The sequence below is a fragment of the Caballeronia sp. LZ034LL genome (assembly GCF_031451215.1).
Classification (GTDB): domain Bacteria; phylum Pseudomonadota; class Gammaproteobacteria; order Burkholderiales; family Burkholderiaceae; genus Caballeronia.
Window position 1 is genome coordinate 1,473,471 of the sequence record NZ_JARUXR010000001.1, and the last position, 14,067, is coordinate 1,487,537.

At 63.9% G+C, this 14,067-nt stretch carries 14 protein-coding genes; 6 read left to right on the forward strand and 8 right to left on the reverse strand.

Annotation, left to right across the window (positions count from 1 at the left end; genetic code table 11):
- The first annotated feature begins 1 nt into the window (after position 1).
- The 4 genes from QCE83_RS06795 to QCE83_RS06810 all read left to right on the forward strand — a co-directional run bounded on the left by QCE83_RS06795 (position 2) and on the right by QCE83_RS06810 (position 3,574).
- Positions 2–1,150: a helix-turn-helix transcriptional regulator gene (locus tag QCE83_RS06795; protein WP_309808298.1), complete on the forward strand. Its 1,149-nt coding sequence runs from the start codon at positions 2–4 to the stop codon at positions 1,148–1,150.
- Between the two features lie 232 nt (positions 1,151–1,382).
- Positions 1,383–1,895 (forward strand): AmiS/UreI family transporter, encoded by a 513-nt coding sequence (locus QCE83_RS06800; protein ID WP_309808299.1) that lies wholly within the window; start codon positions 1,383–1,385, stop codon positions 1,893–1,895.
- A gap of 70 nt (positions 1,896–1,965) precedes the next feature.
- On the forward strand, positions 1,966–3,198 hold the full coding sequence (gene fmdA, locus QCE83_RS06805) for a formamidase (protein ID WP_309808300.1): 1,233 nt from the start codon (positions 1,966–1,968) through the stop codon (positions 3,196–3,198).
- A gap of 61 nt (positions 3,199–3,259) precedes the next feature.
- Complete coding sequence (locus QCE83_RS06810) at positions 3,260–3,574, forward strand: zinc ribbon domain-containing protein (protein WP_309808302.1); 315 nt, start codon at positions 3,260–3,262, stop codon at positions 3,572–3,574.
- 44 nt (positions 3,575–3,618) lie between these two features.
- Here the strand turns inward: QCE83_RS06810 and QCE83_RS06815 are convergent, their stop codons facing one another.
- Positions 3,619–3,942 (reverse strand): AMP-binding enzyme, encoded by a 324-nt coding sequence (locus tag QCE83_RS06815; protein ID WP_309808303.1) that lies wholly within the window; start codon positions 3,940–3,942, stop codon positions 3,619–3,621.
- A 50-nt stretch (positions 3,943–3,992) separates the two neighbouring features.
- On the opposite strand from QCE83_RS06815, the gene QCE83_RS06820 reads away from it, so the two are divergent.
- On the forward strand, positions 3,993–4,358 hold the full coding sequence (locus tag QCE83_RS06820) for an SDR family oxidoreductase (RefSeq protein ID WP_309808304.1): 366 nt from the start codon (positions 3,993–3,995) through the stop codon (positions 4,356–4,358).
- A gap of 88 nt (positions 4,359–4,446) precedes the next feature.
- Here QCE83_RS06820 and QCE83_RS06825 read toward each other — a convergent pair whose 3' ends face one another.
- Together QCE83_RS06825 and QCE83_RS06830 are read right to left on the reverse strand one after the other, a co-directional pair.
- Positions 4,447–5,436, reverse strand: coding sequence for a D-2-hydroxyacid dehydrogenase family protein (locus QCE83_RS06825; protein ID WP_309808305.1), 990 nt, complete (start codon positions 5,434–5,436; stop codon positions 4,447–4,449).
- 50 nt (positions 5,437–5,486) lie between these two features.
- On the reverse strand, positions 5,487–6,848 hold the full coding sequence (locus QCE83_RS06830) for an MFS transporter (RefSeq protein WP_404984738.1): 1,362 nt from the start codon (positions 6,846–6,848) through the stop codon (positions 5,487–5,489).
- Positions 6,849–7,180: 332 nt separating this feature from the next.
- Between QCE83_RS06830 and QCE83_RS06835 the strand changes: the two genes are divergently transcribed.
- Positions 7,181–7,945 carry an alpha/beta hydrolase gene (locus QCE83_RS06835; RefSeq protein WP_309808307.1) on the forward strand — a complete coding sequence of 255 codons (765 nt, stop codon included), beginning with the start codon at positions 7,181–7,183 and terminating at the stop codon, positions 7,943–7,945.
- Between the two features lie 50 nt (positions 7,946–7,995).
- Here the strand turns inward: QCE83_RS06835 and QCE83_RS06840 are convergent, their stop codons facing one another.
- The 5 genes from QCE83_RS06840 to QCE83_RS06860 are packed head-to-tail and all read right to left on the reverse strand — an operon-like array spanning position 7,996 to position 14,066.
- On the reverse strand, positions 7,996–8,931 hold the full coding sequence (locus tag QCE83_RS06840; protein WP_309808308.1) for a hydroxymethylglutaryl-CoA lyase: 936 nt from the start codon (positions 8,929–8,931) through the stop codon (positions 7,996–7,998).
- A gap of 12 nt (positions 8,932–8,943) precedes the next feature.
- Positions 8,944–10,305, reverse strand: a complete 1,362-nt coding sequence (locus QCE83_RS06845) for an MFS transporter (protein ID WP_309808309.1) — start codon at positions 10,303–10,305, stop codon at positions 8,944–8,946.
- A 55-nt stretch (positions 10,306–10,360) separates the two neighbouring features.
- Positions 10,361–11,173 carry an enoyl-CoA hydratase-related protein gene (locus QCE83_RS06850; RefSeq protein ID WP_309808310.1) on the reverse strand — a complete coding sequence of 271 codons (813 nt, stop codon included), beginning with the start codon at positions 11,171–11,173 and terminating at the stop codon, positions 10,361–10,363.
- Positions 11,170–12,321: a CoA transferase gene (locus QCE83_RS06855; protein ID WP_309808311.1), complete on the reverse strand. Its 1,152-nt coding sequence runs from the start codon at positions 12,319–12,321 to the stop codon at positions 11,170–11,172. The genes QCE83_RS06850 and QCE83_RS06855 overlap by 4 nt, the downstream gene beginning before the upstream one ends.
- Positions 12,322–12,332: 11 nt before the next feature.
- Positions 12,333–14,066 (reverse strand): hydantoinase B/oxoprolinase family protein, encoded by a 1,734-nt coding sequence (locus QCE83_RS06860; protein WP_309808312.1) that lies wholly within the window; start codon positions 14,064–14,066, stop codon positions 12,333–12,335.
- Position 14,067: the final 1 nt, after the last annotated feature.

The window sequence follows — 14,067 nt, forward strand, 5'->3', positions numbered from 1 at the left end:
CATGACGCCGCTGATGCCCAGCGTCGTTGCACCGGTTGCAAGCAACGATCTCATCTATCACGTTCACGCCGCCGGCGACTCCGAAGAGGCCTGGTCGGGCGTGCTGGCGCGCATCAGGACGCACTTTCGGGTGCGCTGGGCCGCGCTCGCGCAACACAGCTTCGCCACGCGCGAAGCCCGCGCGCTGTATGCCGCGCCGCCCGACCCGCGCCTGTGCAAGGCATTGGCCGATCATTCAGCGAACAATCCCTGGTTTCTTTCAAGCGATGCGTATCGCGAAGGCCGCGTGCTGTCCGGTGACGAACTGCTTTCCAATCGCGATCTCGTCAAGACGGATTTCTATCGCGGCATGCTGCTGCCACACGGTCTGTATCACCGCCTGTGCGGCGTGATCGCGCGGCGCAATGCGCTGGTCTATTACCTCGATCTGCATCGCGGACCCGAGGAGCCGCGCTTCGGCACGCGCGAGCGCCATGCCTTCGCGGCGCTGCTGCCGCATCTGACGCTGGCGCTGCGCATCCGCTGGCGGCAGCGCGAAACCGAGGACATGAATCGTGCGCTGACGAACATGGTCAATGCACAGGCGCGCGCGGCCATGCTGGTCGACGAACACGCGCAGCTCGTGTTCGGCAGTGACGGCGCGAAGCGCGCGTGCGAGGGCGCGGCCGGCTTGCGCATCGAGCATGGACGGCTGGTCGCCGCGGTCAGCGCGGACGACCGCGCGTTGCAGGACGCGATCGTGAGCGCCACCCGCGCCCGCCCGTTCGCCGACGCGCAGACCTCGCATGTGCTGTCGCTGTCCGCGCCCGGATGCGCGGCGCCGGCGGTGGTCGCGATTCGCGGCGCAGGCCCGGTGTTCCGCGCCGAACTCGGCGAGACGCGCCACCTGGCCATCGTGACGGCGCTCAATGCATGTGCCGAAGACGACCACACGGACTGCGCTTTCGTGCGTCAGTTCGGGCTGAGTCCTGCACAGGCACGCATGAACGCGTTGATCGTGACGGGACACTCCATCGCGAACGCCGCGCTCGCGCTGCATATTTCCGAAAACACCGCCCGCAGTCATCTCAAGCAGATCTTCCAGAAAACCGACACCCACAGTCAGATGGAACTCGTGCATCTTCACGGGCGCGTCTGCCTGGCTTCGTAGTCTCCTTTCTTCAGCGGACTCATTCAGCACACTCACCCAGATGGGTGAGCGTGCCCGACCCCGCCTGACCCGTTTGGGCGAATCAAAATCCCCATCGCGGGGGATTCGCGCCACGCGCCCTCTTTCTACCATTTGGCATGCCGGACCAACGGCCATGCGAGCGGGTCCGCTTCAATCCACTTGCATCCGATCGCATCCCCCCTGCCCGCATTGCCTTGTCAAGGAGATTGCCATGCTGGGTTTATGTCTGCTCTACGTAGGCGCAGTGCTCTTTCTGAACGGCCTCTGGCTGCTGGGACGCATCGGGGACCGCGAGATCTGGGTCATCAACGTCTTCGCGGGCGGCATCACCCTGCTTGCCTCGCTCAAGCTCGCGTTCGGCGCAGGGGCCGATGCCGCATCGATCAAGGCCGCCGCGCTGACGCTGCTCTTCACCTTCACGTACTTCTGGGTGGCCATCAACCGGTACAACGGCGCGGATGGACGCGGGCTCGGCTGGTTCAGCCTGTTCGTCGCGCTCACGATCATTCCGGTGGGGATCGATTCGATCACGCACGCGAACTCGACGTGGTCCGTATGGTTCGCGCTGTGCTGGTTCGGCTGGGCGTTCCTGTGGCTGCTCTTCTTCGTGCTGCTCGCCCTGCAGCGGCCGATCGTCAAGCTGACCGGCGCGGTCACCGTCATCGCCGGGATCGTCACGGGCTGGCTGCCCGGTTATCTGCTGCTCAACGGCACGTTGAGCTAGCCGTGCTGTTGCAACCGCTGTCCATGCGCCGGTGCATGCGCCGGTCCGATCGAACCAGGAGACATGTGTCATGGCTGAAACGCTCATCAAGGTCGACCTCAAACAGTCAGCATTCGACAACGAGCAGGTTCACAACCGCTGGCATCCCGACATTCCCATGGCCGCATGGGTCAAGCCCGGCGACGACTTCATCCTCGAAACCTACGACTGGACCGGCGGCTTCATCCAGAACAACGATTCCGCCGACGACGTGCGCGATATCGACCTCTCCATCGTGCACTTCCTGTCCGGGCCGGTCGGCGTGCACGGCGCCGCACCCGGCGACCTGCTGGTGGTCGACCTGCTCGACATCGGCACCAAGCAGGACAGTCAGTGGGGCTTCAACGGCTTCTTCTCGAAGAAGAACGGCGGCGGCTTCCTGACCGAACACTTCCCGCTTGCGCAGAAATCGATCTGGGATTTTCATGGCCTGTTCACGAGTTCGCGCCATGTGCCCAATGTTTCGTTCGCCGGCTTGATTCATCCCGGGCTGATCGGCTGCCTGCCTGATCCGAAGTTGCTCGCGGAATGGAACAAGCGCGAAGTGGACTTCATCAAGACGCAGCCGGATCGCGTGCCGCCGCTGGCGAATCCGCCGTTCGCGGCGACCGCGCACATGGGCAAGCTCAGCGGCAACGGCCGCGAAAAGGCGGCGGCCGAAGGCGCGCGCACGGTGCCGCCGCGCGAACATGGCGGCAATTGCGACATCAAGGACCTGTCGCGCGGCTCGAAGATCTTTTTCCCGGTGTATGTGGATGGCGCGGGCCTGTCGGTCGGCGATCTCCACTTCAGTCAGGGAGACGGCGAGATCACCTTCTGCGGCGCGATCGAAATGGCCGGCTGGGTGCACATGCGCGTGAGCGTCATCAAGGACGGCATGGCGAAGTACGGGATCAAGAATCCGATCTTCAAGCCCAGCCCGATCACGCCACGCTATGACGATTACCTCATCTTCGAAGGCATCTCCGTCGACGAAGCCGGCAAGCAGCATTACCTCGATGTGCATATCGCCTACCGGCAGGCTTGTCTGAACGCGATCGAATATCTGACCAAGTTCGGCTACACGCGCGCGCAGGCGTATTCGATTCTCGGCACTGCGCCGGTTCAGGGGCATATCAGCGGCGTGGTCGACATTCCGAATGCGTGCGCCACGCTATGGCTGCCGACACAGATCTTCGACTTCGATATCCGTCCGAACGCCGATGGTCCGACGAAGCATGTCAAGGGCGGTGTCGACCTGCCGCTGTCGCAGGACAAGGCCTGAAGCTCAATCCGTCGATGAGCGCGATGCATGCGTCGTATGCATCGCGCAGGAGTTCGATCCCATGCCCCTCTATCAATACCTGTGTGCCTCATGCGGGCCGGTCGATGCCATGCGCAGGATCGCGGATCGCGATGCGCCGCATCCTTGTCCGCGCTGTGGCGCCGCCATGAGCCGCGACGTGGCCGGCGGTGTCATGCTGTCGCTGATGCCGCAGGCGCGCCGCGATGCCTTCGCCACCAACGAACGCAGCCAGCATGCGCCGAAGAGTTCGGCCACGGCAGGGCATCGGCACGGTCCGAATTGCGGCTGTGGCAAGTCGAACGGAAGCGGCGTGAAGGGACGGCCAGCGGGCCGGCCCTGGATGATCAGTCATTGATCCATGGTCCGGATCCAGGACCGCATCCGCACGACTGTGGCACTTCACGCATATTCGACGCCTGCCGCGCGCTCGCGAAGCGCCTTGCGGTTGACCTTGCCGGATTGCGAGCACGGCAGCTCACTGACGAATTCGATCAGCCGCGGATACCCGAACTGCGAATGCATCGAGCGTACGAATTCGCGGATGCTGTCCGCGACCGGCTCCCGTGCTTCGAACCCCGCGGCGAGCACGATATACGCCTTCACGCGCGCGCCGCGTTCCGGATCGGACACGCCGATCACGCCCGCTGCCGCCACCGCCGGATGCTGGCCGCACGCCTCTTCCACTTCGAACAGGCTGATCCGATAACCGGACGCCTTGATCACATCGTCCTTGCGGCCGACGTACCAGAAGAAGCCGACGCGGTGGTGGTCTGATGTCGGGCAATTCGGCGCTCTTCCCGAAGGCAGCCTATGCGGCAGTGGGCCCGATCAACGCCGCAATCGTCGCGTTGGCGAAGGCATTTTCGGATCGCGGGATCGCAGACGGCGTGCAAGTGAACAGCGTTCTTCCCGGGCCCGTCATGACGGGTCGCCGGCGTTCTTATCTGGAGCACTGGGCACCGCTGCAAGGTCTGAGCGTAGAGCAGGCGCTCGCTCAATTCCCCGTTGCGGCGGGTATTGCGCGTTATGGCACGCCCGAAGAACTGGCGGAACTGATGGCCTTTCTTGTCTCGCCTGCTGCCAAGTGGATGACCGGGAGCGCATTGCGGATGGATGGCGGCGAGGTCAAGTCAGTCTGAACGGAGGGAACGTCGCTTCAGACCGGCTGCTGTCGCTCTGACGGTGCGACTCCCGGGACGCCGCGTCTGAGCTGACCGTACAAGCCATTCACCCCGCGCGCTGCGAAACATAACTGATCTCCCGTTTCTCAGGCGTCAGCACACGCACGGGCGATCCCTCGATCCAGGCTCGAATGTTTTGCACCGATTCACCATAGTAAATGCGGTAAGACTCGTCGGTCACATAGCCGATATGCGACGTTGCAACGACGTTATCCAGGGATCGCAACGGATGCGCCGCGGGCAACGGCTCCTGATCGAAGACATCGAGCGCGGCGCCCGCAATCCGCCGCTCGCGTAGCGCTTCGATCAGCGCCTCTTCGTTGACAATCGGTCCGCGTGCAGTGTTCACGAGCAGCGCGTGACGGGGCATCATCGCCAGTTCCTTGGCGCCGATCAGATTGCGTGTCCGGTCCGACAGCCGAACATGGATGGAGAGGATATCGCTGGAGGTGAGCAGTTCCTCCCTTGGCACGAAGAGCGCGCCATGCCGGGCGGCCGACTCCTGCGTCATGTTCTGGCTCCAGGCAATCGTACGCATCCCGAAAGCCTGGGCCACTCTTGCAGTGGCGGCGCCGGTATAGCCCAGTCCGAGCAACCCGATGGTCTTGCCATGGAGATCGCCGCCGACCGAGACCTGCCAGCCGCCCTGCCTGAACGATGTGACTTCCTTCGGAATGTGCCGCGTCGCTGCAAGAATAAGAGCCCAGGCGAGTTCCGCGGCAGCCGTGGGTGACGATCCCGTCCCGCATACCGTGATGCCGAGTTCGTGAGCCGCTTCGATATCGATGGCGGCGTTCCAAGGCCCTGTGCTTGCCAAGAGCTTCAGATTCGGCAGCCGGGACAGCAGACTTCGTGTAAGACGCGTGCGCTCGCGCATCACACAGAGAATATCGAACGGAAGCAGACGTTCGACCAGTTCATCGTCGTCCAACGTGCGGGTGAAGACGGTGATGTCGGCGTGTTCGCGCACGCCGTCCCAGTCTCCATGGCGAAGCGCGGTGTTCTGGAAGTCGTCGAGAATGGCAATGTTGTGCATGGTCTGTCCGTCCGTCCGTCCGTCTGTCTGTCTGTCTGTTTCCAGGCGCATCAACTCGCGCTTGCTTGCCCGTGAGATGCGGCATGACGTCTGAAGCCGACGAGCATGACGAGAATGCCCGCTGCAAGAATGGCCGTCATCAGATAAAGGCCGCTGTTGAGCGTACCCGTCTTCGTCTTGAGCCAGCCGATCACGAAAGGACTGCAAAAGCCGCTCAGCAAGCCGATGCAATTCACGAAAGCAATGCTCGTCGCGGCCGCCGGCGATCCGTGCAGATAGTCCGCTGCAAGCGACCAGATCAGCACGTTGGTGGCGAAGATACCGACGCAGGCCACCGTCAACAACCCGACGGTCAACACCGGCGAGTTGCCGGGATGTGACACCAGCAGCAAGGCGGCCCCTCCGATGACGCCGGCAATCGCGGCATGCCAGCGGCGCTCGAGCATCCGGTCCGAGCTTCGGCTGATCGTGACCATGCCGATCGCACCCATGCCGTAGGGAATGACGGAAAGCCATCCGAGCACGGAAAGATTCGTGATGCCCGAGTCCTTCAGGACGGTGGGAAGCCAGAACGTCACCGAATAGGTTCCGCAGACAAAGGCGAAGTCGATGAACGCGAGCATGTACACCTTGGGATCCGCGAGTGCATCGCGCAGCTTTGCATGTCCTTGTCGCCCTGCCCTGCGCTTGCGCTCGGTCTCGACTTCGAAGCCTTTCCGAAGCACGTCCTTCTCCGCTTCAGTGAGCCACCTGGCTTTATCGATGTTGTCGTCCAGAAGGAACAAGGTGATCAGACCCAGCACCACCGCCGGCAAGGCCTCCACGATATAGAGCCATTGCCAGCCGGCGAGATCGGCCACGTGTGCGAGACGTGTCATTGCCCAGCCGGACACCGGACCGCCGACGAGACCTGCCACCGGAAATCCCACCATGAAGCACGCGATGATGACGCCGCGTCTCTTCTCAGGAAACCACGAACTCAAGTAGAAGATCACGCCAGGAAAGAAGCCCGCTTCAAAAACGCCGAGAAGCAGACGAACGATATAGAACTGGCTGACATTCGTCACGAACGCGGAGCACGCCCCGACAATGCCCCAGCAGATCATGATCCGGGCGATCGTTTTCCTGGCGCCCATGCGTCTCAGCAGCATGGCGCTCGGCACTTCCAGCAAGCAGTATGAGAGAAAGAAGATCCCTGCGCCCAGACCGTACACGCTGTCGCTGAAACCGAGCGCATCCTGCATCTGCAGCTTCGCAAAGCCTACATTGATGCGATCCAGAAAGGCGACGACATAGCACACGAAAAGCAAAGGCACGATGCGAAGCGTGACGCGCAGGTATAGCGCTCGCTCATACAGGCTTGCTGCGGAGTCGGGAGATAAAGGACTGGCTGACGCCGGATCGGATTCCAGAACGGACGGGTTCACTCGCTGTCTCCATGTTGTGTCGGCCAGGCGCTCGAATCACGCCGCTGCCTGTCACCATGCTTCATCGAAAGCGACCTCGCGACGCCCACACGTAGTTTGCAGCCGCCCTGGCAGTCTAAGAAACAACCATGAACGAGGATAATGAAAAGTACAGATCAGGTGAGACGCCGCGGTTATATCGGTGATAACCAGTACGCATCATCATGCAAATGCGCAGTCGAGACGGCTTGCATCCCTGCTTCATCTCTGCAACGATTCGACGTGCGTCCGGTGTCCTTCATCGCAGCGGGCGAACTATCGACTCTCAGGATACCGACTTGAAAACCAGCACACCAAGCGACTCGTCCGGTGCTTCAAACCCGATCAACTTCGTCCTGATTCATGGCGCGTGGCACGGCGGCTGGGTCTGGCGTACCGTCGCGGACGATCTGAACGCGCGCGGCCATCGCGTCATGACGCCGACCATGACCGGCCTCGGCGAGCGCCGTCATTTGATTGCATCTGCAACTTCTCTTGACGTGAATATCGACGACATCATCAATGTCATCGAAGCAGAAGAACTGAGCGGTGTCGTGCTGGTCGGGCACAGTTATGGCGGACTCGTCGCGTCCGGCGTCGCGGATCGCGTGCCGCGTGCACTGCGTTCGCTCATCTTTCTCGACAGTCTGCTCGTCGAGAACGGACAGGCGGCGTTCGATGTCTTGCCTGCGAGCGTCGTCGAGGAGCGCATGGAGTCGGTGAGGACCAGCGGACAGTCGCTCGGCATGCCGGTCAACGGACTGAAGGGCACGGGTATCCCGGACGATCATCCGTGCTCCGCCTGGGTACGCCGGCGGCTCACACCGCATCCGCTCGCGACCTATACCACGCCGCTGCGGCTCGATCATCCGCTTGGCAACGGACTGCCCTGCACTTACGTGCATTGTGCGAATCCGTCTTACGACACGCTGGCGCCCGTGCGCGAACGGATGCGTTCACTACCCGGCTGGCAGTGGGAAAGCATCGACACCGGCCACGATGCCATGGTGCTCGCGCCCAAGCTTCTGGCCGATCTGCTCGAACGGCTCGCAGCGGCGATGTAGCGGCGATGTAGCGGCGAAAGTGGTCAGGACGGCCGAGGCCGTCCGTCAACTCATGCCGCGACGGCCTCCCGCTGCACGAAGGTCGCCGGCAGTCCGGCACGGGCGATCGCACCGGTGAAGGGCTCGCCCGGCAACCAGCCTGCGACCGTTTCGCGGATGGCAAGCAACCTGCCGATATCGATGCCCGTGGCAATGCCCTGCGCTTCGAGCATGAACACCGTGTCCTCGGTGTTGATGTTGCCGGTTGCATTGGGCGCGAACGGACAGCCGCCGAGCCCCCCGAGAGACGCATCGAAGGCGCGCACGCCTGCATCGAAGGCGGCCATGACGTTGGCCAGGCCCAGACCGCGCGTATCGTGGAAGTGGCAGGCAACCGGCACCGGTCCGGCTAGCGCCAGCACCTCAAGCATGAGGTTTCGCACTTGCGCGGGATTGGCATAACCCACGGTATCGGCAATGGTGATCTCCTGCGCGCCCGCTTCGATCAACCTCTGCACCAGCCCGAGCACGATGCTTTCCTCGACCTCGCCCGCAATCGTGCAGCCGAAGGCCGTCGCAACGCCCGCCCCCAGCATGACTTCGTGGCCGAGTTCGTCGCGGGCCGCGGCGATGCGCACGAAGTCTTCCACCGACTCGTCCGTGCTGCGCCGCACGTTCTTGAGGTTGTGCGCGTTGCTCGCGGACAGGACGTAATGCACCCTGCGCATGCCTACCTCGAATGCACGCTGGGCGCCCTTGAGATTCGGCACCAGCGCCGCGGCGTGAAGTCCATCGATGGCAAGCGCGCCCGTCGCGACCTCCGCAGCATCGGCAAACTGCGGCACGACTTTGGGAGGCACGAAAGACGTCACTTCGATATCCGTCACGCCCGCCTCCACCAGACGCGCGCACCAGGCGAGCTTCTGTTCGCTGCTGAGCATGGTGCTCACCATCTGCAAGCCGTCGCGCAAGCCCACTTCGCGAATGTTCACTTCCCGTTGGTTCATGTTTCCTCCTGTTCAGATGGCCGCGTCCGCGACGGCGTCGTTGCCGTCTTCCGCATGCCCGGCGGCGGGCGCAGCGGCCGTCGTCGACGGCGCCAGCACAACCGCGGCAATGGCGCCCAGCACCATCAGCAGCGCAATCGCGCCAAGACCGCCCGCCATGCTGTTGGTCACGGTCTTGATCGAGCCGATGATCATCGGGCTGACGAAACCACCCAGCAAGCCGATGCAGTTGATCATCGCCACCCCGCCCGCCGCGCCGCTGCCGCGGATGTAGTCGGTCGAGATCGCCCAGATCAGCGGATTCGGGGCGAGAATGCCCGCCGTCGCGACGGACAACGCCGCCAGCGACAGCGCCAGGTTGCCCGTCGTGAAGGCTGTCACCACCAGGCCGGCCGCGCCGCACACCATCGCGAAGGCGCAATGCCAGCGACGTTCCATGGTGCGATCCGAGTGACGGTTCAATGTGATCAGCGCGATCCAGCTCACGAAATACGGGATCGCCGAATAGCAACCGATCTGCAATGCACCCGATACGCCCGCGCTCTTGATGAGCGTCGGCAGCCAGAAGCCGATCGCGAACACGCCCGCGATCTGCGTGAACCATACGAAGCCCATCACGTAGACGCGGAAATCCTTGAGCGCGCGGCCGAACGTGTGCTCCGCGTGCTGGGTCGAGACGCTCGAACTCTTGCGGATGTCCTCGGTCACGAGCGCCTTCTCGCTCTCGGTGAGCCACTTGGCCTGCTGCGGACCGTCATCGAGGAAGAAGAACGCGATCACGCCCAGCACGGTTGCGGGCAGACCTTGCACGATGAACATCCATTGCCAGCCATGCAGGCCGAACCAGCCGTTGAAATAGGTCATCAGCGCGCCCGACAACGGTCCGCCGAACAGACCCGCGATGCCCGTCGCGCAGGTGAAGATGGCGATGACCTTGGCGCGCCGTTCGACGGGATACCAGCGCGTCAGATAGAAGATCACGCCGGGATACAGCCCCGCTTCCGCGAGCCCGAGAAAGAAGCGCACCGTGTAGAGATGCGAAGGCAGCGTCACGAACGCCGTGGCCGCCGCTATCAGGCCCCACAGGATCATGATGCGCGAGAACGTGCGCTTCACGCCGATCCGCGCGAGCAGCAGATTGCTCGGCACTTCCATCAGCACGTATCCGAGAAAGAAGATCCCCGCGCCCACGCTGTAGGTGAGATCGCTGAAGCCGACATCGTGCTTCATGTCGAGCTGCGCAATGCCGATGTTGATGCGGTCGAGAAACGCGAAGACGTAGCACAGGAACAGGAACGGGATGAGCCTGCGCGTGATCTTGCTGTAAGTGGCTTCGGCCTGTGGCCTGCCGAAGCTGCCGATGTCGGGTGTCATGTCTGTCTCCTCCGGTGAGACCGGGTCTGGAATAGGGCCGCGATGATGTTCTGTTTTAACGGCCCTTGAATTGCGGTGAGCGTTTCTCGTTATAGGCGCTGATCCCTTCGAGACGATCCTCGGTCGGAATCAGCCGGTTGTACGCTTCGATCTCGAGATACAACCCGGTGCGCAGGTCGCCCTGCATGCCGAGATCGATCGCCTTTCTGGCCTGCGCAACCGACAGCGGCGCACTGGTGCAGATGTCGCGCGCCGCGTCGATGGCGTCGGCGAGCACGCGCCCCGGCTCGCACAGCCGGTTCACCACGCCCCAGGCAAGCGCTTCCTCGGCGGTGAACTTCGCGCCGCGCAGAATCAGCTCTTTCGCGCGCCGTATGCCGATCGCGCGCGGCAATTGCTGCGTGCCGCCGCCGCCCGGCATGATGCCGCGCTTGACTTCAGTGAAGCCGAACAGCGCATGGCTGGCTGCATAGGCGAAGTCGCACGCGAGCAGCAATTCCAGACCGCCCGCGACCGCCGCGCCGTTCGCCGCGCAGATGATCGGCAGCGGGCAATAGGTGAGCGCACGGTTCATGCGCTCGAAGAGATAGTGCTGCACGCCGAATTGCTCGTCGGTCATGCCCTCGCGCTGTTTCAGGTCGGCGCCGCCGCAGAACGCGCGCTCGCCGGCGCCCGTCAGGATCACGCAGCGGTAGAGCGCCGGGGCCGCTTCCAGTGCGCCGAACACACGGATGATTTCCTCGCCCATCGTCGTGCTGATCGCATTCGATACTTCCGGACGATTCAGTTTGACGATGAGGATCTGTTCGTCGATTTCTTCGAGCGTCAGCGTCTCGAGCGCGCCCACTTCTTTCGATGCAAGTTTCAAGATGTCTCCAGTGGCGCTTTAGCCAGCAGATGATTGTGTTCGCCGAGCCGGGGCGTGACGCCCGTACGTGCGGGCCGCGCGCCGCCGAACGAGATCGGTACGCCGACCACCGTTGCCGCGCCGTCGTCGGTGGTGCGCAACAGGTCGAGCGCCTTGGTCTGCTCGTGCGCGACGACCTGATCGATGGTCTGGATCGGCCCGCACGGAATACCGGCCTCGTCGAGCGCATCGAGCCAATGCGCCGTACCCTGCTTGCGGAACTCGATGTGCAGCAGATCGATCAGTTCGATCCGGTTGCTGACGCGCGCGCCGTTGGTCACGAAGCGTGCGTCGTCGGCCAGCGCGGGGACCGACAGCACCTTGCACAGGCGCTGGAACAGGCGGTCATTGCCCGCGGCGACCATGATGGTGCCGTCCGCGCAATCGAAGGCCTGGTGCGGCACGATCGCCGCCGTCCCCGATCCCCAGCGCCCCGGCAGGACGCCGGAGGCCAGGTAGTCGGCGATCTGGATCCCGGCCCAGCTGATCGCGGTTTCATACAGCGAGACCGAGACCACCTCGCCCGTTCCCGTGGCCTGCCGCCGGAACAACGCGGCGAGCACGCCGATGGCCGCCCACAGTCCCGTGCCCATATCGTTCACCGAGACCGGAATGCGCGACAGCGGCTCGCCAGGCTGTCCGAGGAAGCTCATCAAGCCGGACAGCGCCTGGACGAGCGGATCGTAGCCGGGCTTGTCGCGCAATGGCCCTGTCGTACCGAACGCACCGAGGTTGCAATACACGAGCGACGGCTTCATGCGCAGCATGTCATCGGCGCCGAGACCGTATTTCTCCGTGCCACCGGCTTTCAGGTTCTGCAGCACGACATCGGCGCGGCGCTGGATCAGCTCGCGCAACGCCCGCGCTTCCTCGGGATTCGACAGCGCCATCGCGATGCTCTGCTTGCCGTGATTCACCGCATGAAACAGCGCGGCGGCGCCGTCGACGAAAGGCGGCCCCCAGTCGCGCGCGTAATCGCCCTGACCGGCGCTTTCGATCTTGATGACGTCCGCACCCAGCGCGCCAAGGATCATGCCCGCATACGGCGCGGCAAGGCTGTGACCGATCTCGATCACGCACACGCCCGCGAGCGGCAGGGATGGATTCATGATGTCGTTGCTCATTCGACGGTCGCTTCAAGCGGCGTGTCGGCGGATTCGTCGGTGCAGCCGTAGAGCCGCGCAGCCGCTTCCGCACTGATGTAGTCATCGGCGATATCGGCGTCGATGCGGGCGCGCTCGCGTTCCCGCGGATCGCCATAGCCGCCGCTGCCCGCGGGCTGCACTGTCACGCGATCGCCGCGATACACGACCGTCTGTCCGCCCTTCGCCGCCACCGGGTGCTCGCTGCCGTCCGCACGCTCGACGATGCATTGAAACCGCGTACCGGGCTGGCCGCCGAAATGGCCTTCGGGCGCCGAGCGTCCGCGTTCGCCGGAGACGGTGAAGGTGGCCTCGTCATACTCGACGCGATACACGCGCCGCGACGTCAGTCCGCCGCGCCGGCGGCCCGCGCCGCCGCTGTCGGTGACGAGCGACCATTGCTCGACCAGCAGCGGCGAGGTCGCCTCGATCATCTCGACCGACTGGCTGCCCGCGTTGCCCACGTAGACGCGCACGCCGCTCACGCCATCCTTGCCGGCACGCGCCCCCATGCCGCCCGCATGCACGTCGTGCATGGTGACGAATTCCTGGCCCGTGCGGGCGATGCGCGCGGCATCGGTATCGCGGCCGCTGAAGATGCCCGCGCACGACGCACAGTTGCTCTGTCCGGTGATGCGTTCCGGCACCGCTGGCGCGAGCGCCTTGAGCAGCAGGTCGATCACACGCGGCGAGGTTTCCGTGTTGCCCGATACCACCGAGGCCGGATAGCGGCAATTCAGCACGCTGCCCTCGGGCGCGATGATCGTGACCGGCCGGTAGCAGCCCTGGTTGATCGGAATGCCGGGATCGGTCAGCGCCTTGACGGTGAACCACGTGCTGTTGCACGTCACCGACAGCGGACAGTTGATGCCGCCCCGCACTTGCGCCCCGGTGCCGGTGTAGTCGAACGTGATCTGATCGCCCGCCTTGGTGATCTTCACCTTGAGCAGCGGACGCTCCTGCTTCCAGCCGGGCGCCTCGATCGGATCCAGGTACTCTTGCGCCTCATAGATGCCGTCCGGAATGCGCTCGATCTCCGCGCGTATCAGCTTCTCCGAATGATCGAGACTCTGGCTCATCACGTCGCGCAACGCAGCGGCGCCGTACTTCGCCACCAGCTCGCCGATCCGCCGATCGCCCACGAAGGTCCCCGCGTACTGCGCCTGGATATCCAGCCGCAATTCGTGCGCATTGCGGCTGTTGCGCGTGAGCAGATTGAGCATGTCCTGCACCGGCTCGTCGTTCCGGTAGAGGAACACCGGCGGGATACGGATGCCCTCGGCGAACACGTCCCACGTCGTGACCGTGTAGCTGCCCGGCGACTGTCCGCCGATATCCGTCCAGTGGCCGCGCGTCATCACGAACGCGACGATCTCGCCGGCCGCGAACACCGGCCGCGTGAACTGCACGTCCGGCTGATGATTGCCGCCGCCCACGTAGGCGTCGTTGCTGACGATGACGTCGCCGGGACGCAGGTTCTCGCGTCCCACCGCGTCCACCGATACGCGCGTCGAGATGACGGCGGAGCCGAGCATCGTCGGGATGTCGTTGCCTTGAGCGACCAGTTGCATGTCGGCGTCGAAGATGGCCGCCGACGAATCGCCGCTCGCGTGCATGAGCGGGCTGCCGGCCGTGCGCATCATCGCGATCTTCATTTCGCGCGCAACGGCGAAGAGACTGCTGCGGATGATTTCGTAAGTAACGATGTCCATG

Coding starts and splice junctions, on each gene's coding strand:
- QCE83_RS06825 (WP_309808305.1), bottom strand. CDS start 5,436: ATGCACAACATTGCCATTCTCGACGACTTCCAGAACACCGCGCTTCGC.
- fmdA (WP_309808300.1), top strand. CDS start 1,966: ATGGCTGAAACGCTCATCAAGGTCGACCTCAAACAGTCAGCATTCGAC.
- QCE83_RS06810 (WP_309808302.1), top strand. CDS start 3,260: ATGCCCCTCTATCAATACCTGTGTGCCTCATGCGGGCCGGTCGATGCC.
- QCE83_RS06845 (WP_309808309.1), bottom strand. CDS start 10,305: ATGACACCCGACATCGGCAGCTTCGGCAGGCCACAGGCCGAAGCCACT.
- QCE83_RS06800 (WP_309808299.1), top strand. CDS start 1,383: ATGCTGGGTTTATGTCTGCTCTACGTAGGCGCAGTGCTCTTTCTGAAC.
- QCE83_RS06840 (WP_309808308.1), bottom strand. CDS start 8,931: ATGAACCAACGGGAAGTGAACATTCGCGAAGTGGGCTTGCGCGACGGC.
- QCE83_RS06795 (WP_309808298.1), top strand. CDS start 2: ATGACGCCGCTGATGCCCAGCGTCGTTGCACCGGTTGCAAGCAACGAT.
- QCE83_RS06855 (WP_309808311.1), bottom strand. CDS start 12,321: ATGAATCCATCCCTGCCGCTCGCGGGCGTGTGCGTGATCGAGATCGGT.
- QCE83_RS06820 (WP_309808304.1), top strand. CDS start 3,993: ATGTCGGGCAATTCGGCGCTCTTCCCGAAGGCAGCCTATGCGGCAGTG.
- QCE83_RS06860 (WP_309808312.1), bottom strand. CDS start 14,066: ATGGACATCGTTACTTACGAAATCATCCGCAGCAGTCTCTTCGCCGTT.